Origin of the sequence: Microbispora sp. H10830, assembly GCF_014161375.1 — a bacterium.
Lineage (GTDB): Bacteria > Actinomycetota > Actinomycetes > Streptosporangiales > Streptosporangiaceae > Microbispora > Microbispora catharanthi.
Map to the genome: position 1 here is coordinate 1 of NZ_JABBWX010000002.1, position 20,039 is coordinate 20,039.

General features: G+C 68.1%; 25 protein-coding genes and 1 tRNA gene. 12 read left to right on the plus strand and 14 right to left on the minus strand.

Annotated elements, in window-relative coordinates; translation table 11 throughout:
* From HHX35_RS04735 to HHX35_RS04760, 6 genes are all read right to left on the minus strand, one after another.
* The coding region (locus HHX35_RS04735) for a cation-translocating P-type ATPase (RefSeq protein WP_182897808.1) at positions 1–1,210 on the minus strand (1,210 nt) is incomplete at its 3' end.
* 28 nt (positions 1,211–1,238) lie between these two features.
* Positions 1,239–1,394, minus strand: coding sequence for a hypothetical protein (locus HHX35_RS04740; RefSeq protein ID WP_182897809.1), 156 nt, complete (start codon positions 1,392–1,394; stop codon positions 1,239–1,241).
* Between the two features lie 173 nt (positions 1,395–1,567).
* Entirely contained in the window at positions 1,568–1,777 is a 210-nt protein-coding gene (locus HHX35_RS04745) for a heavy-metal-associated domain-containing protein (RefSeq protein ID WP_041952973.1), read from the minus strand.
* Between the two features lie 100 nt (positions 1,778–1,877).
* Positions 1,878–3,167: an ArsB/NhaD family transporter gene (locus tag HHX35_RS04750; protein WP_182897810.1), complete on the minus strand. Its 1,290-nt coding sequence runs from the start codon at positions 3,165–3,167 to the stop codon at positions 1,878–1,880.
* Positions 3,164–3,601, minus strand: coding sequence for a CBS domain-containing protein (locus tag HHX35_RS04755; protein ID WP_041952971.1), 438 nt, complete (start codon positions 3,599–3,601; stop codon positions 3,164–3,166). Before HHX35_RS04755 ends, HHX35_RS04750 begins: the two co-directional genes overlap by 4 nt.
* A 119-nt stretch (positions 3,602–3,720) precedes the next feature.
* A complete protein-coding gene (locus HHX35_RS04760; protein ID WP_259404811.1) occupies positions 3,721–5,052 on the minus strand; it encodes an NUDIX domain-containing protein in 1,332 nt (443 codons plus the stop codon).
* A 111-nt stretch (positions 5,053–5,163) separates the two neighbouring features.
* Between HHX35_RS04760 and HHX35_RS04765 the strand changes: the two genes are divergently transcribed.
* The 3 genes from HHX35_RS04765 to HHX35_RS04775 are packed head-to-tail and all read left to right on the plus strand — an operon-like array spanning position 5,164 to position 7,365.
* Complete coding sequence (locus HHX35_RS04765) at positions 5,164–6,099, plus strand: aldo/keto reductase (protein ID WP_220505067.1); 936 nt, start codon at positions 5,164–5,166, stop codon at positions 6,097–6,099.
* Between the two features lie 52 nt (positions 6,100–6,151).
* Positions 6,152–6,472 carry a helix-turn-helix transcriptional regulator gene (locus HHX35_RS04770; RefSeq protein WP_396779683.1) on the plus strand — a complete coding sequence of 107 codons (321 nt, stop codon included), beginning with the start codon at positions 6,152–6,154 and terminating at the stop codon, positions 6,470–6,472.
* Entirely contained in the window at positions 6,469–7,365 is an 897-nt protein-coding gene (locus HHX35_RS04775) for an SRPBCC family protein (protein ID WP_310738899.1), read from the plus strand. The genes HHX35_RS04770 and HHX35_RS04775 overlap by 4 nt, the downstream gene beginning before the upstream one ends.
* Before the next feature lie 18 nt (positions 7,366–7,383).
* Here HHX35_RS04775 and HHX35_RS04780 read toward each other — a convergent pair whose 3' ends face one another.
* From HHX35_RS04780 to HHX35_RS04790, 3 genes are all read right to left on the minus strand, one after another.
* Entirely contained in the window at positions 7,384–7,698 is a 315-nt protein-coding gene (locus HHX35_RS04780; RefSeq protein WP_182897811.1) for an STAS domain-containing protein, read from the minus strand.
* A 205-nt stretch (positions 7,699–7,903) separates the two neighbouring features.
* Positions 7,904–8,725, minus strand: coding sequence for an SAM-dependent methyltransferase (locus HHX35_RS04785; protein WP_041952969.1), 822 nt, complete (start codon positions 8,723–8,725; stop codon positions 7,904–7,906).
* Between the two features lie 184 nt (positions 8,726–8,909).
* Positions 8,910–9,314: an ATP-binding protein gene (locus HHX35_RS04790; protein ID WP_041952968.1), complete on the minus strand. Its 405-nt coding sequence runs from the start codon at positions 9,312–9,314 to the stop codon at positions 8,910–8,912.
* Between the two features lie 316 nt (positions 9,315–9,630).
* Between HHX35_RS04790 and HHX35_RS04795 the strand changes: the two genes are divergently transcribed.
* From HHX35_RS04795 to HHX35_RS04820, 7 genes are all read left to right on the plus strand, one after another.
* Positions 9,631–9,861 (plus strand): DUF397 domain-containing protein, encoded by a 231-nt coding sequence (locus tag HHX35_RS04795; RefSeq protein ID WP_041953044.1) that lies wholly within the window; start codon positions 9,631–9,633, stop codon positions 9,859–9,861.
* Positions 9,862–9,938: 77 nt separating this feature from the next.
* Complete coding sequence (locus HHX35_RS04800) at positions 9,939–10,844, plus strand: helix-turn-helix transcriptional regulator (protein ID WP_052400104.1); 906 nt, start codon at positions 9,939–9,941, stop codon at positions 10,842–10,844.
* A 141-nt stretch (positions 10,845–10,985) separates the two neighbouring features.
* Complete coding sequence (locus HHX35_RS04805; RefSeq protein WP_052400103.1) at positions 10,986–11,381, plus strand: ATP-binding protein; 396 nt, start codon at positions 10,986–10,988, stop codon at positions 11,379–11,381.
* A 304-nt stretch (positions 11,382–11,685) separates the two neighbouring features.
* Positions 11,686–11,805, plus strand: coding sequence for a DLW-39 family protein (locus tag HHX35_RS42490; protein WP_208802288.1), 120 nt, complete (start codon positions 11,686–11,688; stop codon positions 11,803–11,805).
* A gap of 39 nt (positions 11,806–11,844) precedes the next feature.
* Positions 11,845–12,561 carry an HAD family hydrolase gene (locus HHX35_RS04810; protein ID WP_041952967.1) on the plus strand — a complete coding sequence of 239 codons (717 nt, stop codon included), beginning with the start codon at positions 11,845–11,847 and terminating at the stop codon, positions 12,559–12,561.
* Positions 12,562–12,712: 151 nt separating this feature from the next.
* Positions 12,713–12,785: transfer RNA gene (locus HHX35_RS04815), tRNA-Ala, on the plus strand.
* Positions 12,786–13,292: 507 nt separating this feature from the next.
* Positions 13,293–13,724 carry a nuclear transport factor 2 family protein gene (locus tag HHX35_RS04820; RefSeq protein ID WP_182897812.1) on the plus strand — a complete coding sequence of 144 codons (432 nt, stop codon included), beginning with the start codon at positions 13,293–13,295 and terminating at the stop codon, positions 13,722–13,724.
* A gap of 451 nt (positions 13,725–14,175) precedes the next feature.
* Here the strand turns inward: HHX35_RS04820 and HHX35_RS04825 are convergent, their stop codons facing one another.
* From HHX35_RS04825 to HHX35_RS04840, 4 genes are all read right to left on the minus strand, one after another.
* Positions 14,176–14,517, minus strand: a complete 342-nt coding sequence (locus tag HHX35_RS04825; RefSeq protein WP_231532216.1) for a type II toxin-antitoxin system VapC family toxin — start codon at positions 14,515–14,517, stop codon at positions 14,176–14,178.
* A 109-nt stretch (positions 14,518–14,626) separates the two neighbouring features.
* Entirely contained in the window at positions 14,627–14,914 is a 288-nt protein-coding gene (locus HHX35_RS04830; protein WP_182897813.1) for a type II toxin-antitoxin system Phd/YefM family antitoxin, read from the minus strand.
* Positions 14,915–15,252: 338 nt separating this feature from the next.
* Entirely contained in the window at positions 15,253–15,429 is a 177-nt protein-coding gene (locus tag HHX35_RS04835) for a tyrosine-type recombinase/integrase (RefSeq protein ID WP_182897814.1), read from the minus strand.
* A gap of 109 nt (positions 15,430–15,538) precedes the next feature.
* A complete protein-coding gene (locus HHX35_RS04840) occupies positions 15,539–16,177 on the minus strand; it encodes an FCD domain-containing protein (protein WP_310738900.1) in 639 nt (212 codons plus the stop codon).
* 84 nt (positions 16,178–16,261) lie between these two features.
* Between HHX35_RS04840 and HHX35_RS04845 the strand changes: the two genes are divergently transcribed.
* Positions 16,262–17,518 (plus strand): CynX/NimT family MFS transporter, encoded by a 1,257-nt coding sequence (locus HHX35_RS04845; protein ID WP_182897815.1) that lies wholly within the window; start codon positions 16,262–16,264, stop codon positions 17,516–17,518.
* Between the two features lie 186 nt (positions 17,519–17,704).
* On the opposite strand, the gene HHX35_RS04850 is transcribed toward HHX35_RS04845, so the two are convergent.
* Positions 17,705–18,133, minus strand: coding sequence for a hypothetical protein (locus HHX35_RS04850; protein ID WP_041952964.1), 429 nt, complete (start codon positions 18,131–18,133; stop codon positions 17,705–17,707).
* 573 nt (positions 18,134–18,706) lie between these two features.
* Between HHX35_RS04850 and HHX35_RS04855 the strand changes: the two genes are divergently transcribed.
* Complete coding sequence (locus HHX35_RS04855; RefSeq protein WP_041952963.1) at positions 18,707–19,984, plus strand: ABC transporter substrate-binding protein; 1,278 nt, start codon at positions 18,707–18,709, stop codon at positions 19,982–19,984.
* Positions 19,985–20,039: the final 55 nt, after the last annotated feature.

Sequence of the window (20,039 nt, forward strand, 5' to 3'; positions counted from 1 at the left end):
CCAGCCCCAGCGCGCAGGGGCAGGCGATGATCAGCACCGCGACCGCGGCGGTGAAGGCCGCCCCGGCGCCCTGCCCGGTGCCGAGCCAATACCCCAAGGTGGCGACCGACAACGCGATGACGATCGGGACGAAGATCCCGGAGATGCGGTCGGCCAGGCGCTGCACCTGCGCCTTGCCCGTCTGGGCGTCTTCCACCAGCCGCGCCATCTGGGCGAGCTGGGTGTCGGAGCCGACCCGGGTGGCCCGCACGACCAGCCGGCCGCCCGCATTCACCGTCGCCCCGGTCACCGCATCCCCGGCCCGCACCTCGACCGGGACCGACTCACCGGTCAGCATCGAGGCGTCGACGGCAGAGGTGCCCTCCTCGATGATGCCGTCGGTGGCGATCTTCTCGCCCGGCCGGACGACGAAACGGTCACCCACCGCGAGGTCACTGGTGGGGATGCGGATTTCCCGGCCGTCGCGGAGCACGGCCACATCCTTGGCGCCCAACTCCAGCAGCGCACGCAACGCCGCACCGGCACGCCGCTTGGAACGCGCCTCGAAGTAGCGCCCGGCCAGGATGAACGCGGTGACCCCGGCCGCGGCCTCCAGGTAGATGTTGCCCGAGCCGTCGCTGCGGGTGATGGTCAGGTCGAACCCGTGCCTCATCCCGGGCACGCCGGCATCGCCCAGGAACAGGGCCCACAGCGACCAGCCCAGCGCGGCGATCGTGCCGAGCGAGACGAGGGTGTCCATCGTGGCGGTGCCGTGCCGCAGGTTGGTCCAGGCGGCCTTGTGGAAGGGCAGGCCGCCGTAGACCACGACCGGGGCGGCGAGCGTCAGCGACAGCCACTGCCAGTAGGTGAACTGCACCGCCGGGATCATCGCCATCGCGATCACCGGCACCGCCAGCACGACGGAGACCAATAGCCGGGTCCGCAGGGGAGCGAGCTCGTCTTCCGGCTCCCCGGGCGCCTGCTCGGGTGTGGGCGGCTCGGGCAGCCTGGCGGTGTATCCGGCCTTCTCCACCTCCGCGACCAGCGTCTGCGGGTCCAACTCCACAGGGAAGGTCACCTTGGCCTTCTCCGTGGCGTAGTTCACCGTCGCGGACACGCCCTCCAGCTTGTTGAGCTTGCGCTCGATCCGGTTCGCGCACGACGCGCAGGTCATGCCGCCTATCGAAAGCTCGACCGCGCCAGACGGCCGGTCACCGGTTGTCGCCGACATCACCACTCCTTCCTCTCGCGTCGTGCCGTCAACGGCTGTGCCCCGCCGCTTCCGCGTGAACCGTGAAGGCCGCGGTGCGGACGGTCCCCTCGTGCGTGAAGTCCGGGAGCAGGCGATAGTCCCTGCCTCCCGGCACCGGCGCGGCGAAGGTCGCGCCGCCCGACGTCGCGTCCTCGGGGGGCACGTGCAGGTAGACCGGGTCGCCCGCGCGGATCGCGCCCAGATGGTGGTTCGAGGTCGCCGGCGGGCCTGCCGTCCTTGCTCACCGTGAACCCGAGCTTACTGACCCGGCCCGGTGCGAGGTCGTCCGTCATCACCGTGGATCCGTCCATCCGCGTCCGAGCCGGGCGGGGGTGTTCACGAGACACCCGCTACGTCATATCCGGCCTCCCGGACGGCCGCCACGATGGCCTTGTCGTCGACGCCGCCGTCGGTCTCGACCGTCAACAGGCCGGAGGAGAGGTCCACCCGGACGTCGGTCACGCCGGCGACCGCGCCGACCTCCTCGCTGACCGAGCTGACGCAGTGGCCGCAGGTCATGCCGGTGACGGTGTAGGTGCTGGTCATAACGATCACTCCGATAGCTCGTGCCTCACTGACGAGAACACCATACCCCCCTACCGTATTTCCGCGTCAGAAGGGGCCCCCTTTCGAGGGCCCGCCGGGCCTACATGAGGTAGCGCAGCCAGAGGTACGGCACGCACAGGGCCACCGTGACGACGGTGACCACCAGGCCATATTTGGTGAACTGCCAGAAACTGATCCGCGCGCCGTTGCGCTCGGCGATGCCGAGGATGACGACGTTGGCGGAGGCGCCCACGGCGGTGGCGTTGCCGCCGAGGTCGGCGCCGAGCGCGAGCGCCCACCACAGCACGTTGTGGTCGCCGCCGGGCACGTGGTGCGCGAGATCGGCCACGATCGGGCTCATCGTGGCGACATAAGGGATGTTGTCCACGATCGCGGACAGCCCGGCCGATGCCCAGAGCAGGACCATGACGGTCACTCCGGGCCGCCCGGCCGTCGCCTCCGCCGCCGCCCGCGACACCTGGGCGATCACGCCGGTCTCGACGAGCGCGCCGACCATCACGAACAGCCCGGCGAAGAACACCAGCGTCGGCCACTCCACCTCGCGCAGCGCGTCGTCGGTGGTGATCTTTGTGACCAGCACGAGCAGCCCCGCCCCGAGCAGCGCCACGACCGACGGCTCGTAGTGCAGAACCGGATGCAGCACGAACGCCGCGACGACCACGCCGAGCACGGACAGGCTCTGCACGAGCATGACCTTGTCCTGGATGGCCGCCCGCTCGTCCAGTTGCATGATCTCGGCCGCCCGCTCGGGGTCGTACCGGAACGCCTTGCGGAACAGCAGCCGGCACAGTCCGATGAAGACCGCCGTCAGCACGATCACCAGCGGCGCGAGGTGGACGAGGAAGTCGTTGAAGGTCAGCCCGGCGCGGGAGGCGATGATGATGTTCGGCGGGTCGCCGACGAGGGTCGCGGTGCCGCCGATGTTGGACGCCATCGCCTCGGCGATCAGGAACGGCGCGACCGGCAGCGTGAGGCGTTCGCAGACGAGGAACGTGACCGGCGCGATCAGCAGCACGGTCGTGACGTTGTCCAGCAGCGCCGACGCCATGGCCGTGATCACCAGGAGCAGCACCATGAGCCGGAACGGCCATCCCCTGGCCCGTTTGGCCGCCCAGATGGCGAGGTATTCGAACACGCCGGTCTGCCGCAGCACACCGACGATGATCATCATGCCCAGCAGCAGGAAGACGACGTTCCAATCCACGCCGGACTCCTGCGAGAAGAACGCCGAGCCGGCCGTGGTCGCGTGGACGAGCAGCAGGATCGCGGCGCCGCCCAGGGCGGCCTTGACCCGGTGGACCTTCTCGCTGGCGATAAGGACGTACGTGGCGACGAAGACGATCGCCGCCACCCATGCGGTCACCGTCATGTGAGCCGCTTGAGCAGCGCGGAGAGCGTCACCGCGCCCAGCAGACGGTCGCCGTCGAGCACCGCGACCAGGGGGCTGCGGGTGCGCGCCATCAGCGCGGCGACCTCCAGGAGCGTGGCGTCGGGATCGGTCACCGGCAGCTCGCGCGGCCGTTCCGGCATCGCCTGACGGACCGTGCGCTCGCCCAGCGCGCGGACGAACGCGTCAGCGTGCGCCTCGTCGATCACCCGGGCCAGCGCGGGGTCGTCCTGGCAGTAGCGGGGCACGGCCAGGCGCAGCACCTGCGTGCCCGGCAGGATCGACACCGGTGCTCCGCGCTCGTCCAGCACGATCAGCCCGGGCAGCTCGCGCTCGGCCATGAGGCGAGCGGCGTCGGTCACGGGGGAGTCGAGCTCCACGGTGGGGATCGGCACTACGAGATCCCGGGCACGCATGCTCTCACCTGCCTGCCACGTGTGGCTGTGCTCACGTCTGCCTTCCGGTCGCCGGTACGGTCCCTCGGGTATGGGAGACCCCTTCGCCGACCAGACTTCCCGGCACGCCCCGCACCAGGCTATCGACCGGACAGGCCGTACAAAAGCCCCGAAGAGGCGCGGCGGACGAATACCCCCTCTCCGTACGGCAGGCGTCCGAGCGACCCGGCCGGGAGCGGGACCATGCCCTCGGGCACCTCCGTCAGCCGGGCGGAGAAGGCGAGACGGCGTCCGGTGAGTCCTCGGGGCGAGACGTAGTCGTCCGCGCCGGCGAAGGTCACCTCCCCCACTGGGGCGAGCCGCGCCAGCGCCGCCATCACTCCCTCGCCCGGCCGTACGACCGTGGCGGGCAGGCGGTCGGTCTCGTCGTCGGAGTGGACGAGCACCGCGCCGTCGAGCCAGCCGGTCAGGCAGACCGTGACCTCCTCGAATCCGGCGCGTACGGCCTCGGCCGCCAGATCGGCGGAGCCCGGGACGTCCCATCCGTGCAGGGAGAAGACCGGCGCCTTGGAAGCGACCAGGGCGGCATCGGCGGCCGCGGGGAGGCCCGGCGGGGTCGCGGCGAGTGCCCGCCGCACGGCCTCGACGCCCGCCCGCGCGTACGGCACGGTCTGCTCGGGCAGCCGGTCCAGCGGAAACCACGCCAGCTCGGCGCACTTGTGCGGCTCGGCGTTGACCGGCGTGCCGGTGATGGAGCGCGGCACGAGGAACATCCCGATGCGTGCCGTCCCGCCCGCGTTGCGATGGTGCATCACGTGAACCACCTCGCAGTCGTCCACCTCGACGCCGAGCTCCTCGCGGGCCTCCCGCACGGCGGTGTCCACCACCGACTCCCCCTCCTCCAGGTGCCCGGACGGCATGATCTGCCACTCCCCGTCGGCGTAGCCGGTGCCCTGGCGGCGGCCGAGCAGCACCTTCTCGCCGTCCGTGAGCATCAGGTGCACGTCGACGATCGGCCGGTAGCGGCCCGGGGCGTACGTCGCGGCGTCGAGCAGCGCGGGCAGGGTCGCGGCGTTCGCGGAGATGAACTCCCCCAGCTCGGGCGGCACCATGGTGAGCGCGCGCACCTCCTCCGGGCGCACGCGCCGCACCTCGTGCAGGCCGATGTCGGGTTCGAGGAACTCCGGGCCGCTGCGGCGCGACAGGTCGAGCGACACCAGCCGGCAGGCGAAGACCGTGCTCAATCGGCCGGGCTCGACGAGGGTGAACACGTGCAGCGCCGGTCCCGCCGTCGCTCCGAGCTCCTCGTCGAGCTCGCGGCGCAGCGCCGCCTCGGGAGAGGCGTCGGCCGGCTCCACCCCGCCGCCCGGCGTGACCCAATACGGCTCCCGCCCCGGCCGTACGCGCCGGAACAGGACGACGTCGTCGCCGTCGAACAGGATGGCCCGGACGCTGTGCCGTACGGAGGTCATGTCCGGCATCTTCTCGCGGACGGTCCGGCGTCCGCTGCCGAAGGGGGCCGAAATACGGTGAGGAGAGCTCTCCCCGCTGGGAGGGGCTCCGCGAGAAAGGGATGCAGGGGCATGACCGAAATGACCTACCGGCGGCTGGGCGACTCAGGACTCGTCGTCTCGGCTCTCGGCCTCGGCGGCAACAACTTCGGCCGCAGGATCGACCTCGACGCCACGCGCGCCGTGGTCGACGCGGCGCTCGACGCCGGCGTCACGCTGATCGACACCGCCGACATCTACGGCGAGTCGGAGACGCTGCTCGGCGAGGTGCTGAAGGGGCGGCGTGACCAGGTCGTCATCGCCACCAAGTTCGGCGGGGACGTGAACGGCGCCAACGGGCCCGACTGGGGTGCGAGGACCTCGCGGCGGTACGTCCGTCTGGCGGTCGAGCGGTCGCTGCGCCGCCTCAAGACCGACTGGATCGACCTCTACCAGCTGCACTTCCCCGACCCGTCCACGCCGATCGAGGAGACCCTGTCGGTGCTGACGGACCTGGTGCGGGAGGGCAAGGTCCGCTATGTGGGCTCGTCCAACTTCGCGTCCTGGCAGGTCACCGACGCGGACTGGATCGCCCGCACCGGCGGCTTCGAGCGTTTCGTGAGCGCGCAGAACGAGTACAGCCTGCTCGACCGGCGGGTGGAGAAGGAACTCGTCCCGGCGCTGCTGCACCACGGCGTCGGCCTGCTGCCGTACTTCCCGCTGGCCAACGGCCTGCTCACCGGCAAGTACCGGCGCGGGGAGGAGCCGCCGGCGGGCACCCGCCTCGCGGGCCGGCCACAGTATCTGACCGGCGCGCGGTTCGAGGTGGTGGAGCGGCTGCGGGAGTTCGCCGAGCGTCAGGGGGTGACCCTGCTGGACGTCGCGATCGGCGGCCTGCTCGCGCAGCCGGCCGTCTCCTCCGTGATCGCGGGGGCGACCCGGCCCGAGCAGATCAAGGCCAACGTCGCGGCGGCGGCATGGCGACCGGACGAGGCGGCGCTGAAAGAGCTGAACGAGATCGCGAGCTGAGTATATGCAGTTGCGGGTATATAGCTGATGGAGTATGTTCGAAGGCGTGTCAGTGACCTTCGACGTACTCGCCGAGCCCGCCAGGCGGCGCATCCTCGACCTGCTGCTCGAACGTCCCCGCCTGGTCGGGGAGCTCACCGAGCGGCTCGGCCTGACCCAGCCCGGCACTTCCAAGCACCTCAAGGTGCTGCGGGAGGCCGGGCTGGTCCGTGTGCGCAGGGACGCCCAGCGCCGGTGGTACGAACTGTGCCCCGAGCCGCTCGCCGAGATCGACGCCTGGCTCGCGCCCTACCGGCGGTTGTGGTCGGAGAGCTTCGACGCGCTGGAACGGCACCTGGACGCGATGCCCGACCATTCAGAGGAGACACCGTGAACGCGACACTCGGCATGTTCGACGGGCGGCCGTCGCTGCGCATGGAGCGCAGGCTGGCCCATCCTCCGGAGCAGGTCTGGCGGGCGGTCACCGAGCCCGACCGGCTCGGCCGGTGGTTCCCGTTCACGGTCGTCGAAATGGACCTGCGGGTGGGCGGAAAGATCATGTTCGACGGCGGCGGCATGACGATGGACGCCGAGATCACCGAGCTCGACCCGCCCCGCCTGTTCGCCTTCCTCCAGCACTCGCCGCGGGAGATGCCGCGCGAGGGCGACAACCTCCTGAGCTTCGAGCTGCTGCCGGAGGAGGGCGGCTGCCTGCTCGTCTTCACCCAGATCTTCCACGACCGGCCGGCCGCGGCGAGCTACGCGTCCGGCTGGCAGGTCTGCCTCGACGCCATGGAGGCGATCGTCGGCGGACGGCCTGCCGAGTGGCCCGAGGGGAACTTCGCCCACCTCCATGAGGCGTACGTGGAGGCGTTCGGGCTGGCCGAGGGCGTGGCCGAGCGAATGGCCGAGCAGCCGGGCGAGCAGCTGGGCGAGCAGGCGGGCGAGCAGGCGGGCGGCGAATGGCGGGTGCGCTTCGAGCGCCAGCTCACCCGGCCGGTCGAGGAGGTCTGGACGGCCGCCGGCGCGCCTGCCGCGACGCTTGGGGCACCGGTGCCCGACGGCCTTGGCGAGGGGATCGTCACGGCCGTCGGGAAATCCGCTGCCGAGCTTCCCGCGTACGTGGAGTCCGGTGAGCAGGGCAGGCGCGTGCGCTGGGAACTGTCGCGGGGCACCGGGCACGGCGCCCGGCTGGTCGTCACCGAGACCGGCCTGTCCGACCCCGCGGGGCCTCTGCAGGCATGGCGGGACAGGATAGAGACGCTGGCGCGGCGGCTGCTCGCCTGAGCCTGGCGGGCGGGGCCGTCACCCGTCGAGCATCTCCATGAGGCGGCACAGGTAGGGGGGCACGTTGCGCAGCCGTACGGCGTCGCCCGCCGCGGGGGACGCCGGAGCCAGCAGAGCCCGCAGTCCCGCCAGGTCGATGAACCGCAGAGCGACCGTGTCGACGGTGATCTCGCCGCGCTCGCTCCTCGCCTCGGCGAGCGCGGTCGCCAGGGCGGCGCTGTTCGAGACGTCGACCTCGCCATCGAGGATCACCGAGGAGTCCGCATCGGACCACCTGACGCTGAGGTAGGTGTCCGTGTAGAGAACGCCGCAGTGACCGGCGGCTGGATTCACGAGCCGCACCGGCACGGCGAACCGGTGTAAGACGCGATGTCCGCCCGTCGTGGGCGCGTGTTTTCGAAGCAGGACACGGTGAACGTCGTCACGGTCCCACCTCCTCGCTGGGAGTGGAAATACTCACTGAGCGTGGCCGTCCGACAGCGCATCTGTCAATGGTTAGCTCGGTTAATATTCAACGAAGATCAAAGAACTGGCGCTTTCAACGTTTTCGGCCGACGCCGCCGACCGCCCAGACCGCGTCCTTCGGCGGTCGGAGCTCGTCGGGCTCCGGCCGCCATTCGGGCACCTGGACCAGGCCGGGCTCCACCATTTCCAGGTCGCCGAACAACGGCAGGATTTCGGCCCGGGTGGGCAGCCGCAGGCGGCCGTCGTCCTTGACCGCCCATTCGTTGGCGAAAAGCAGGGCGAGCTTGTCCGTCACCTCCGGCCGGAGGTCGGAGATCGCGTGGCTGATGGCCATATAGCTGCCGGGTGCGATCGCCTCGCGCAGGCGCGCGGTGATGGCCAATGTGAGGTCGTCGTCGTTGATCGCCGCCAGGACCGCGACGAGCAGGACGCCCACGGGCTCGTCGAGGTCGACGAGCTCCCGCAGCCGTGGATGCGTGAGGATCGAGTCCGGGTCGCGTACGTCGCCGCGGATCACCACGACGCGCTCGTTGTCCTCCACCAGCGCCTGGCCGTGGTTGACCACGACGGGGTCTTTGTCCACGTAGACCACGCGCGCGTCGGGGGCGCACTCCCGTGCGATCTCGTGCACGTTGCCCTGGGTCGGCAGGCCGCAGCCGATGTCGATGAACTGACGGATCCCGGCGGCGGCCAGGAACCGTACGGACCTGCGCAGGAACTTGCGCCCCTCGCGGCACATCAGGGGAAGCTCTGGCGCGATCAGCAGCGCCGCCTCTGCGGCCTCGCGGTCCGCGGCGAAATTGTCCTTCCCGCCGAGCCAGTAGTCGTAGACCCGGGCCTCGTTCGGGACGGACGGGTCGAAACCCACAGGCTCGACCGGGGGGAAACCCGGCATGATCCTCCGTTCAGCCCTCATGACCGATATTACCGGTGTAAGACGGGCCTAAGTGAGGATTCGTGGCGCGTGTTGGGCCTATGGCGTGGATGGTGTCGGCGGCGGGGCCGGCCTTCAGGCCTTCCCTGCCGGCCGTCGGGCCTTCCCGATCGGCCTTCTCCGGCGGCGTTCTCGGGTGGAGGGATCAGCGGTAGCCGGCGGCGTCGGCCGTGAATCCGGCCCAGACGGCCTTGCCGACGGGGCGTAGCCGCGCCCAGCCCCACATGCGGCTGACACCGGCGACGACCTGCAGGCCGCGCCCGGTCTCCGCGACGTAGTCGGGCTCGCGCAGCACCGGCGCGTCGGTGCTGGGGTCGGTGACCATGCACAGCAGCGCGCGGGACGAACGGAACATCAACAGGCGCACCGGCAAGGGGTGGATGGCCTGGTGCCGCAGGCCGTGGCGCAGCGCGTTGGTGACCAGTTCGCAGACCGCGAGCGCGGCGTCGTCGGCGACGTCCTCCATGGACCAGGTCCGCAGCACCCCGGCGGTGAAGTGCCGCGCGGTGCGCGCGGCGAGACTCTCACGGTGGAACTCGTGCACGGCCACCTGGGGGACACCACACGGCTCTTCGCCGCAGGTCCAAGGCCAGCGCTTGCCTTCCGGAAAGACCTGCGCAAGCGTGCCGAGCCAGGGATCCCGGGCAACGCTATCGGCTTCTGCGAGGGAAGCTCGGTCTGTCCGATAACCAGTCATTGAGAGCCTTATGAGGTTGATGTCGACCATGTGGCGGGATGACTCAGTAAGTCATACTGCTCCCATTGATGCTCCTGTGCAAGTACAGATGCACGTGCAAACGCACGAATGTCGTCGGTTGGGCTCGGATTCCGAAACGAGGTGCCCCGTGTCCGTGATCTACAACGGAATGCCCTCATCTCACCTGGGGCAGCAGGCCTGGCGCAAGAGCCGGCACAGCAATCCGAGCGGCAACTGCGTCGAGATCGCCGCGCTGCCCGACGGCCGGGTGGCCCTGCGCAACTCCCGGCACCCGGCGGGGCCGGCGCTGATCGTTCCTCTTCAGGACATGGCCGCATTCCTCCGCTCCGCCAAGGAGGGCGAATTCGACGACCTTCTTCTTGGTGAAGTGGAGAAATGATCTCGCCACTTGCGCGGGCCGACGTGGCGAGTATCGTGAACGTGGCGTAAACATCGGTGCACCTCAAAGGACCCCATATGACTGCGGCCCCTACCGAGGGTGTGCCTCACCCGCTCGACCTGACGGCACGGTCGCGCCGCAGCCCGACTGTCCTGCGCATTCTGCTCGGCACCCAACTGCGACGGCTCCGTGAGAGCAGGCACATCCGCCTGGAGGAGGCCGGCCACGCCATCCGCGCCTCCCACTCGAAGATCAGCCGGATGGAACTCGGGCGCGTCGGGTTCCGCCGCCGTGACGTCGCCGACCTCCTCACCCTGTACGGCGTCACCGACGAGAGCGAGCGGGAGGCGCTGCTCTCGCTCGTCGCCCAGGCCAACGCCCCCGGCTGGTGGCACAAGTACGACGACGTCCTGCCCTCCTGGTTCGAGGCGTACGTCGGCCTGGAGCAGGCCGCGAGCGCCATCCGCTGCTACGAGGTGCAGTTCGTGCCCGGGCTGCTGCAGGCCCCCGGGTACGCCGAAGCGGTCGTGCGACTCGGCCATCCCGACGCGTCGAACGAGGAGATCGAGCGCCGCGTCCGGCTGCGGATGGACCGTCAGGAGGTGCTGGTCCGCCCGGATTCGCCCGTTCTGTGGGCGGTGATCGACGAGGCCGTGCTGCGGCGTCCGGTGGGCGGGGCCGAGGTCATGCGGGCCCAGATCGAGCACCTGCTCGAAATGATCGCCCTGCCTCGTGTAACGCTCCAAATCATCCCGTTCAGCGCCGGCGGGCACGCGGCCGCCGGAGGGCCGTTCAGCATCCTGCGCTTCGCGGGGGTCGGGTTGCCTGACGTCGTCTACCTCGAACAGCTCACCAGCGCCATCTACCTGGAAAAGCGGGAGGACATCGACCGCTACCTCGCAGTCATGGAACGCCTGTGCATCCAGGCCAAACCCGCGTCGGAGACTAAGCGGATGCTGCGGCAGCTCATGACGGAGCTGTGACGATGCGCTAGCGTCACGTGCGCGACCTCCGCTGCCGCACGCCGCAGGAGACTGTGGCGCAAGCCGTACCCGAAAATACGTGTCAGGTGCGCGTGGGCGGTAAATGGAGTACTACCACACCGTGGGGCAAGCAGGAGGGCGGTGAGAACCTTGGCGGGCAGCCTGCTCAGCCTGGAGTTCGACCGAAGTTCGGTCACCAGGGTGCGGCATCTCGTCATGGTGTCGGCGCAGGAGGCCGGGCTCGAGGGCGTGGTCCTGGAGGACTTCGTGCTCGCGGTGCATGAGGCGGTCACCAACGCCGTCCGATATGGCTCCCCGCCGCGGGGAATCGCCATGTGGCGTGAGGCCGGAGTGCTGGTGGCTGAGATCACCGACAAAGGCCCCGGCATTCCCGACGAGGCGCTGGATCGCGAGGAGACGGCGACGCGGTTCGACTTCGGGGGACGTGGATTGTGGCTTATGAACCGCCTGGCCGACCTCGTCGTGCGTACGGGGGCCGAGGGAACGACGATCCGCCTCTGCGTGACCCTTCCCTGATCGACATCTGACTTCCGCTGAGAGCGGAGCGCGGACCGCCTGACCGAAATCAGGCTTCCCCATCTCCCCGAACACCGCCTGCAGGCATGGTTAGCGCCACTGTGAGCTGGGCACTTCTGATCTCGCCGCCCTGCTGCCAGGGTCGGACGGCAGGCCAGGCGGGCGAGCCGTAATCATGATTTTGATTCACCGAAATTTCGGGCAATCCAGGTTGGGCGCCGAAGCCTTGCTAGGCTGCAGGGAACCGTAGAACCGGGCGTTGTCTCACCCGGCAGGTGAGACCGTCGAGAAGTGGGGTCACACCGTGAAGAAGCTGCTTGTTCTCGCTCTGGTCGCCGTCGGCGGACTTCTGGTCTGGCGTAAGGTGCAGGCCGACCGCGCCGAGCTCGATCTGTGGACCGAGGCCACCGGCAGCGAGAACTGACCACCAGGGATGGTGCTTGATCGTGGCAAGGGTACGGGAATGAGCCCCGTGAAGCTGGCCTGTCTTGACTTGGCCGGGACCACGATCGGTGACATCGACATGGTGGAACGGGCGTTCGCCGAGGCGATCGCCACGCAGGGCATCGTCCCCGGGACCAGCGCCTATGCCCGTGCCATGGTGCATGTGCACAGGTCCCGGGGATGTCCCAAAATCGAGGTCTTCCGGGGCATCTTCCCCGGCAACGAGGCCCAGGCGCAGGCCGCGAACCTGACCTTCGAGCGCTCCTACGAGGGAGCCATCGAACGGACCGGGCTCGTGCCGCTGCCGGGGACCGTCGAGGCCGTAGCGAAGCTGCGTGACGCGGGCCTGAAGATCGCCCTGATCACCGGATTCAGCCGTGCGACCCTGGGACGGGTGCTGAGCACCCTCGCCTGGGTCGACATGCTGGATCTCGCACTGTGTCCCGAGGACGCCGGACGTGGCCGTCCTTACCCGGACATGGTGCTCACCGCCGTCCTGCGTTCCGGCATCGACGATGTGAGGCAGGTCGCGGTGGCGGGCGACTCCGAGAGCGACATGCTGTGCGGCCGGCGCGCGGGCGCTTCGATCGTCGCCGGAGTGCTCACCGGCGTCCACAGCAAGGACCGTCTGCTCGGCGGCGGCGCCACTCACATCATCGAGTCCATCGCCGACTTCCCCGGGCTCGTCCTCGGCAACGAGGTCGGCGCGTCACCGGTGGCCACCTCGGCCTCCTGATCGCCGGCTCGTTTTTGCGGTCTTCCCCGGTGCGGAGGGCCACGTGAGCGGCACGGCGCGGTATCGAGTGGCGCTCGGGTGCGGGCTGTTGCTACGGTGTACGCACCGGCGGCTTGTGGATCTGCGTGTTTGCGCAGTTCGCACCCGCTAAGGGGCCTTAGCTCAGCTGGCAGAGCGCCTGCTTTGCAAGCAGGAAGTCAGGGGTTCGAATCCCCTAGGCTCCACCCACTCGAAAGCCCAGGCCAGGGACCATTTTCCCCACCTGGGCTTTGATCGTTGATCGGCCTTCGTGCTCTTCCGTGCCCGTTGCGTGCCCGATCCACTCTTGAGTTGTCCTCGCGCGAGGCTGTCAAGGGCGGCGGTGCGGCGCGCCGCCGCACCGCGGCGCATCGCTCGCCCGCCGTCCGGGCGTGCGGCCTGGGGGCCGGTCCCGGCCGGCAGCGGCTCGCGCCGCCTGCCGCACACCAGCCCGCCGTACCCAAGCATCCCCCGTACGAGCGCCGCACCGCCGCCACCAGGTGCTGGACAGTCCACGCTCCCGCCTGAGGCTGAAGGAGCGGGAGCGGCAATGAAGGGTCCGGGAATTCGTTGCCAGCCCGTCGGTCAGGGGTGCGGTCGTCAGGGGTAGTCTCGCAACCGACCCGCACTCCTCGGGCTGGACGCCCTCCCAATGGGTGATGACGTCCGATTTCCGCTAGTCCACCGACCCTGCCTCGCCTACTCTCTGCGGAATGACACGGGACAACCGGGAGATCGTGCTGAGCGCGTGGCGAGCCTTCGCTAACCATGATCTTGAGAGGATTGCGGCCTACTTCACTGAAGATGCCGAATGGTTGGCTCCGGCAGGCAACGCAACCGCTGTCGCGCTGGACGTTCCGAGCCACATGGTCGGCAGGAGTGCGATCGCCCAATTCATCGCCAACGACTTCCCCCGGCTCTTTGCACGAGATGTCTCCGTCTCCTTCCGCGGCGTCTATGCCGAAGGAGACCGCGTGATCGTGGAGGAGACAATGAGCGCGACCCTGGCGAACGGAAACTCCTACGTCAACGACTACTGCTTCATCTTCGAGTTGCAAGAAGGGCTGATCCACCGAGTTCGTGAGTACATGGACACTGCACGTGGGCACCGGATGGTATTCACTGAGGTGCTTAGAACCGACTAGCACCGACACTCGCCGCTCGCCAGATAATGCCTCCGGCGGGGGCCTCCGGCTCCGGGATGATCACCAGCAGGGAGTACGTGCGGGCCTGCGTGCCTGGCAGTGCAGCGGACGCACAGGACGGTTCACACCAACGACCGTCCAGCACTGGTCGAGAGCACAACCCGAGCCCGTGATCGCGCGGTGAACAGTCCTGATGAGGAAGAGTTCTCCCGGACGGCGTGCCCGTTGCGTGCCCGATGGGGCGGTGATCAAGGGGGAGTAGAGGGAGTCACAGAGAGCGTGATCAGTTGCCCAAGCAGCAAAGACGCAGGCCGATCATGATCGGCTTACGTGTTTGCAAGCAGGAGGTCAGGGGTTCGAATCCCCTAGGCTCCACCCACTCAAGAGCCCAGGCCAGGGACCGTTTTCCCCGCCTGGGCTTTGAATTGATTCCTGCGAACGAAAGCACGTCTCAGGTGCCGTTCCACTGTGGTCGAGTGACCGGAACCACTGTGAGCAGATGATCCAGGCCCCTGAAATCCTTTGGGTTGCAGGTGTAGAGCGGCAGTTGGTTGGCCATCGCCACGCAAGCGATCATCAAATCTGCTGTGCGGGGACGCGGGTTGCGGCCTGAGGCGATGACAGCGGTCCAGAGTTGGCCGTACTCGCGGGCAGCGGTCTCGTCGAAGGGAAGAGGGTCGAACTCAGCCTCGGCGGCCTGCAGGATCTTCATCCGCTGAGCGAGTTCCTGCGGCCCGGACGCCACGAGCACGCCGACCGAGAACTCCGCCGCTGTGATGGCGCTGATGGTCATTTCGTCGGGCAGCTCGTCCGGGTCGATCCCAGCGCGCAGGATGAGGATGTTGATGTCGAGCAGCCCTTGCGTGAGGGTCTTTGTTCGCCCTCGCTGAACTCGCCTCTGCCTACGCGCGATCGTAGGGGTCGTAGAGATCGTCGTTGACGTGCCGGTCCATGTCCTCGCGGTACTTCCGGTCATCGAGACGCGGCATACCTCGGGACATGGCGGCGAACTCCGCTCGTGAGACGGCCCGGCGCCGGCGACGGACCGGCACGAGGTCGCCGATGTGATGGCCATTACGAGTCACGGCGTACCGTTTCCCGCGTTCCAGTCCATCCATGATCTCTGCAGACCGGTTGCGGAGATCGCGCTGCGAGATCTGATGGGAACGTTCAGGCTCAGAGATGCTCACCCCACAAGTGTGGAGGGGGCGTGCTATGTGGTGCTACCAAGTAGCACCACATTGTCCATCGTGGGGCTATTGCGTTGTGGGGGCCGCAGAGTCGGGCCATTAGCGGGCCATTGAGAGCGGTCAGCAGGGGGACTCGCGGTCGCACGCGGACTGTCCCTCGCTCAGGTCGCGGCCGATGTCCCTGGTGATCAGGCCGATTTGCGAGCAGGAGGTCAGGGGTTCGAATCTCCTAGGCTCCACCAGCCAAAACGCCGCTTCTCCGATCATGGGAAGCGGCGTTCGTGTCATTAACGTGCAATAGCTCTTGCCGGCATCGCGCTCTGCCTCGACTCGCGAGCTCAGCCATCGGCGATCTTCCGGTCGGCGTCTCGCGTATCGTGCCGGTAGATCAGCGCGATCCGGTCGCTGTCGTGGCCCATCCGCGCCTTGAGGTCTGCCAGGCTTGCGCCCGACTGCGCGGCGAGCGTGTTGCCCGTGTGCCGCAGGTCGTGGAAGTGCAGGCCCTTGACGCCCATCTCCTTGAGCGCTTCCGCCCTATGTCAGCACGATCAGCGGCCTGCAGTGCTTCGCGTTGCGGGGCATCGTCGGAGACGCCTCGCCCGAGCGGAGAGGCGATTGCGTGGTTCAGCGCATGAAGGGTTTGAAGATGGAAACCACCTTCGTGGCAGCACGGTCGGCGTCCCCGTCCGCGATCGCCTCGACCAGCTCATGGTGGTAGCGGTGTGCCGCGTCCTCATCCTCGCTCTTCTCGTCGCGCATGTGGGCAGCGAAGATGTCGAGCATGCTGGAGTACAGCTTGACGTAGAGAGGGTTGTGCGTCGCTGCCACGATCGCGCGGTGCAGGGCGAGGTCAGCGCTCGCTCGCAGGTCGGGATCATCGGCCGACCAGCTCGCTTCTCGACGGTCGCGCAGCTCGCGCAGCAGTTCGACGTCGGCATCTGAGCGGTTCAATGCGGCCAGTGACGCTGCAGCGCTGTCAAGGGCAAGGCGTAGTTCCAGGTAGTGGCGACGGGTGCCACCGGCGAGCTGACGTTCAAGAGTGCCTGTCAGCTCGGAGCTGGAGATGACGAAGGTGCCGCGGCCCTGCTCACGGCGCAGCAGACCTGCGTGCACCAGTGACTGCACCGCCTCGCGCACTGTGTTCCGACCGATCCCGAACTCCGACACCAGTGCGGCCTCGGTCGGTATCCGCTCACCGACCGGCCAGCGTCCAGAGACCACCTCCTCGCGGAAGCGCTCGGCGGCCTGGTCGATGAGTCCCACTCGACGCATCGGCTGTCGCGTGCCAGACTCTTCGAAAGTCATCCCATAACCCCATCATCTGCTAACCTTACAATGGAGTATAACGTGGCAACGCTCTCCTCGTCGCTCGTTCCGTTGCATCGTGGGCGTCTGACCTTGTGGGCCTGGCTCGCCATCGCCCTGACAGCGGTCAACCTGCGAACGGCCGTGACCGGGTTCACTCCGCTTCTGGAGATCATCGGATCCGATCTCGGCTTCGGGGTGACGCTGTCCGGCCTGCTCGGCACTGTGCCAGCGGTGTCCTTCGGCATCTTCGGGTTTCTCGCCCCAGCGGTGACGAGGAAGTTCGGCCTCGAGCGCACGGCCACTGTGGCGCTGGGCCTGACGGCTCTGTCGCTCCTGATGCGCGCCTTCTCTCCAACGCCCTTGTTGCTGGTGCTTTCGACCGTGCTGGCACTGGCCGGAATCGGAGCCGCGAACGTCGTGGTCGTTCCGTTGGTGAAGGCATGGTTCGCCGATCGACTGGCCCTGGGGACTTCGCTTTACCTGATCCTCATGCAGGCGGGCCAGTTCATCGCCCCGCTCCTCGCGGTCCCGGTGGCAGAAGCGGCGACGTGGCGGTTCTCGGTAGGTATCTGGGCGGGACCAGCTGCTGTGGCTGGCGTGGTCTGGCTCATCCTGGCAGTCAGGCTGCCCGCTGATCACCACGCGCCAGCGGCCGTGACGGCGGCCGATGCGGGACCAAGGATCAGCCGGTCGTCAACCGTCTGGGGCCTGGTGATCCTCTTCGCGATGATTTCGCTGTCCAACTACGGGATCATCACCTGGGTCCCGGCAGTGCTCACCGACGCAGGAGGCAGCGCGGCCCTGGGCGGCTCCATGGTCGCGCTCTACTCGGCATGGGGCATGCTCGCGGCCTTGGTGGTGCCACACCTGGCCACGCGCATGACGAACCCGTTCATCGTGGTCGTCGGGTGCGCGATCTTCCTGGTAGCGGGATACCTGGGCATGCTCCTGTCCCCGCTCAATGGCACGCTGGTGTGGGCATGCGCGCTGGGAATCGGGGTGAGCACCTTCCCGCTCTGCATGACCCTCATCAACCGTCGAACCAAGAGCCCGCAGACAGCCTCCGCCGTGTCGGGCTTCGTTCAGGGCATCGGCTATGGGCTGGCATGCTTCGGCCCGATCGGTTTGGGCCTTCTACGCGAGGCGACCGGATCATGGTCGATCCCGCTCCTGGTGCTCGCTGCGACCGCCATTCCAGGGGTGATCGCCGGCTGGTTCGCCTGCCGTCCTCGCTTCGTGGAGGACTCTGCGCCACAGCCGACGAAGCGCGACGCCGACCAGCAGCCGCGACGATAAGAGTCACGCGTAGACGAGCGAGTCTCTTTGTACGGCGGGCATCACTGAGCATGCGCGGCATAGGTCATCCGGTCCGATCAGATGGAGTCGGCTCTCGAATGCTCCACCCTGGAGCCGGCTCCAGGGAACCGCGAGGCATGTCGGGGCCGGCCACTTCGGCGGGCGAGGCGGCCGGCCCGTTTCACGTCAGGCCGGGATCTGCTTCTCGTACCAGGTGTAGTAGAGGTAGGTGCTGCCGGGCCCGGTCATGGTGCCGTAGACCTGCCAGAAAGTGTTGGCGCCGGGCGAGTAGCGGAAGATCTTGTCCCCGGGCCGGTCGTCCACGAACACGTCCGTGGGCCCGCCCGGATGATAGATCCGCACCTCGATCGTGAACGTCTCAGTGTCCGGGATGTCGAGGCAGACCTCGTACGTGTATGCCGTCGAACCGGAGAGATTGTAGCTACGACCATCCACCGCAGGCCGCTGGTCGTTGGTGGGGACGTAGCTGTTCCGGACCCAGGTGTAGCCGCCTGTGGAGCAGTCGACTGCCGAGGCGGACGCGGGGCTGATGCCGGTGAGCGTGGCGCCGAGGACGCCGGTGGTGACGGCGAGAACGGAGATCGTGCGCTTCATGCCTCTCCTCATCCGTGCAGTGACCCTACAACCAAGTAGTTGAAGGCTGAACTGATTCTGACCCGGCAGCGATACTTGGACAAGCCTGGGCAAAGGCGTTTGCGCGTTCGAGTCAAGGTGACGCCTCCGGCCCGTGGGCGTCGGATCTCTCCCTCGTTCCCGATGACCTGCGGTGAAGGCCGCCTCCGTTGTCCTGGTGAGGGGCGGCACGTCTCCGAAAACATAAAACCGGTGGGCCGATTGTTTCAGGAAGCCAGCCGCCAGATCATTGACGCTCAGGTTGACAGCGGCCTAATGTCCTGGAGCAATGATCGAAGTGACGCCACCGAAAGTTTCAGGCTCCAGAGCGTGGAGTCAGCAGACTCCGCGGGTGAAATACCAGGTCAGCATGGCGGTGCCGAACCTGTCCGGTGTTCGCGGTCCGGAGTCTGAAGTAGCACGGCGCCGTCGCCGTCCTACGCTCCAGGCAAGCACGGGGGTCCTGAACGTAGGAGGTGTCCGGCGAGCGCAGCGCACTCTCAATGCCGGGCCGCGCCTCACATCCCTGACCACAGCAAGCGAAAAGAGGTCGCCGTGAAGTTCCGCAACGTCTCAGCGGTCGTGTTCGCCGCTACCGCGGCCCTCGGCATGGCAGCGTGCTCAGGCTCGTCGTCCGGGACTTCCTCCGGCGGGTCCGACGGCAAGTCGTTCGAGTTCTGGTCGTTCACCGGGATCGACGCGAAGGGGTCCGCGGAGGAGTACAAGAAGATAAAGCCGGACATCCAGATCAAGCTGACCGAGGTGGGGAACGCGCAGGAGACGGCGCAGGCGCTCACGACGGCGCTGGCCGGCGGCAAGGTGCCCGATCTGGTGCTGATCCAGGGCGACGACCTGCCCAAGTTCGTCCAGCAGCCGCAGAACTTCGTCGACCTGCGCACGATGGGCGCCGACAAGATCAAGGGTGACTACCTCGACTGGGTGATCAGCCAGCCCACGGCCAAGGACGGTTCGATCATCGGCATCCCGACCGACGTCGGCGGCATGGCCATCGCCTACCGCGCCGACCTGTTCAAGAAGGCCGGGCTGCCGACGGACCGCGAGGAGGTCAGCAAGCTCTGGCCCACTTGGGACGCCTTCATCGAGACCGGCAAGAAGTACACGGCGGCCACCGGCAAGGCGTTCGTCGACAACGCCGGCGGGAGCATCTACTCGCAGGTGGTCAACCAGGGGCAGGAGAAGTACTACGACCCCGCGGGCAACCTGGTGTACGAACGGAGCCCCCAGGTCAAGTCCGCCTTCGACCTGGCGCTCAAGGCCGTGGCCGCCGGGATCACCGCCAAGCAGAGCACCTTCACCGAGGGCTGGAGCGCCGCGATGAAGAAGGGGGACTTCGCCGTCATCGCCGCACCGGTCTGGATGCTCGGCTCCATCCGCGACAACGCCCCCGACACCAAGGGCAACTGGGACATCGCCACGATCCCCGGCGGCTCGGGCAACTGGGGCGGCAGCTTCCTCGCCATCCCCAAGGGCGCCAAGAACCCGAAGGCCGCCTGGGACTACATCGCCGCCACACAGTCGCCGCAGGGCCAGCTCGACCACTTCTCGAAGGCCAGGTCGCTGCCCGCGACCCCGTCGGTCTACAAGGACCCGAAGCTCACCTCCGCCAAGGACGAGTTCTTCTCCGGCGCGCCGATCGGCACGATCTACACCGACTCTCTGCTTGGCCTGAAGCCGTTCCTCATCGGGCCCGACAGCACCACGATCGGTATTGAGTTCACGAACGCCATCACCAACGTCGAGCAGGGCAAGGGTGATCCCGCGAAGGCGTGGGACGCGGCGGTGACCAACATCAAGAACGCGATCGGCGGCTAGGACCCTTCACGAGCGCCGCCGGCGCGGGCCGTCCTCACGGCACGGCGCCGGCGGC

Bases quoted from the DNA above. Each gene is read 5' to 3' on its own strand.
- HHX35_RS04760 (WP_259404811.1), bottom strand. From the start codon at position 5,052: ATGACCTCCGTACGGCACAGCGTCCGGGCCATCCTGTTCGACGGCGAC.
- HHX35_RS04820 (WP_182897812.1), top strand. From the start codon at position 13,293: ATGACACGGGACAACCGGGAGATCGTGCTGAGCGCGTGGCGAGCCTTC.
- HHX35_RS04795 (WP_041953044.1), top strand. From the start codon at position 9,631: ATGCCCTCATCTCACCTGGGGCAGCAGGCCTGGCGCAAGAGCCGGCAC.
- HHX35_RS04800 (WP_052400104.1), top strand. From the start codon at position 9,939: ATGACTGCGGCCCCTACCGAGGGTGTGCCTCACCCGCTCGACCTGACG.
- HHX35_RS04850 (WP_041952964.1), bottom strand. From the start codon at position 18,133: ATGAAGCGCACGATCTCCGTTCTCGCCGTCACCACCGGCGTCCTCGGC.
- HHX35_RS04765 (WP_220505067.1), top strand. From the start codon at position 5,164: ATGACCGAAATGACCTACCGGCGGCTGGGCGACTCAGGACTCGTCGTC.
- HHX35_RS04810 (WP_041952967.1), top strand. From the start codon at position 11,845: ATGAGCCCCGTGAAGCTGGCCTGTCTTGACTTGGCCGGGACCACGATC.
- HHX35_RS04825 (WP_231532216.1), bottom strand. From the start codon at position 14,517: ATGACCATCAGCGCCATCACAGCGGCGGAGTTCTCGGTCGGCGTGCTC.
- HHX35_RS04835 (WP_182897814.1), bottom strand. From the start codon at position 15,429: ATGGGCGTCAAGGGCCTGCACTTCCACGACCTGCGGCACACGGGCAAC.
- HHX35_RS04755 (WP_041952971.1), bottom strand. From the start codon at position 3,601: ATGCGTGCCCGGGATCTCGTAGTGCCGATCCCCACCGTGGAGCTCGAC.
- HHX35_RS04785 (WP_041952969.1), bottom strand. From the start codon at position 8,725: ATGCCGGGTTTCCCCCCGGTCGAGCCTGTGGGTTTCGACCCGTCCGTC.
- HHX35_RS04745 (WP_041952973.1), bottom strand. From the start codon at position 1,777: ATGACCAGCACCTACACCGTCACCGGCATGACCTGCGGCCACTGCGTC.
- HHX35_RS04750 (WP_182897810.1), bottom strand. From the start codon at position 3,167: ATGACGGTGACCGCATGGGTGGCGGCGATCGTCTTCGTCGCCACGTAC.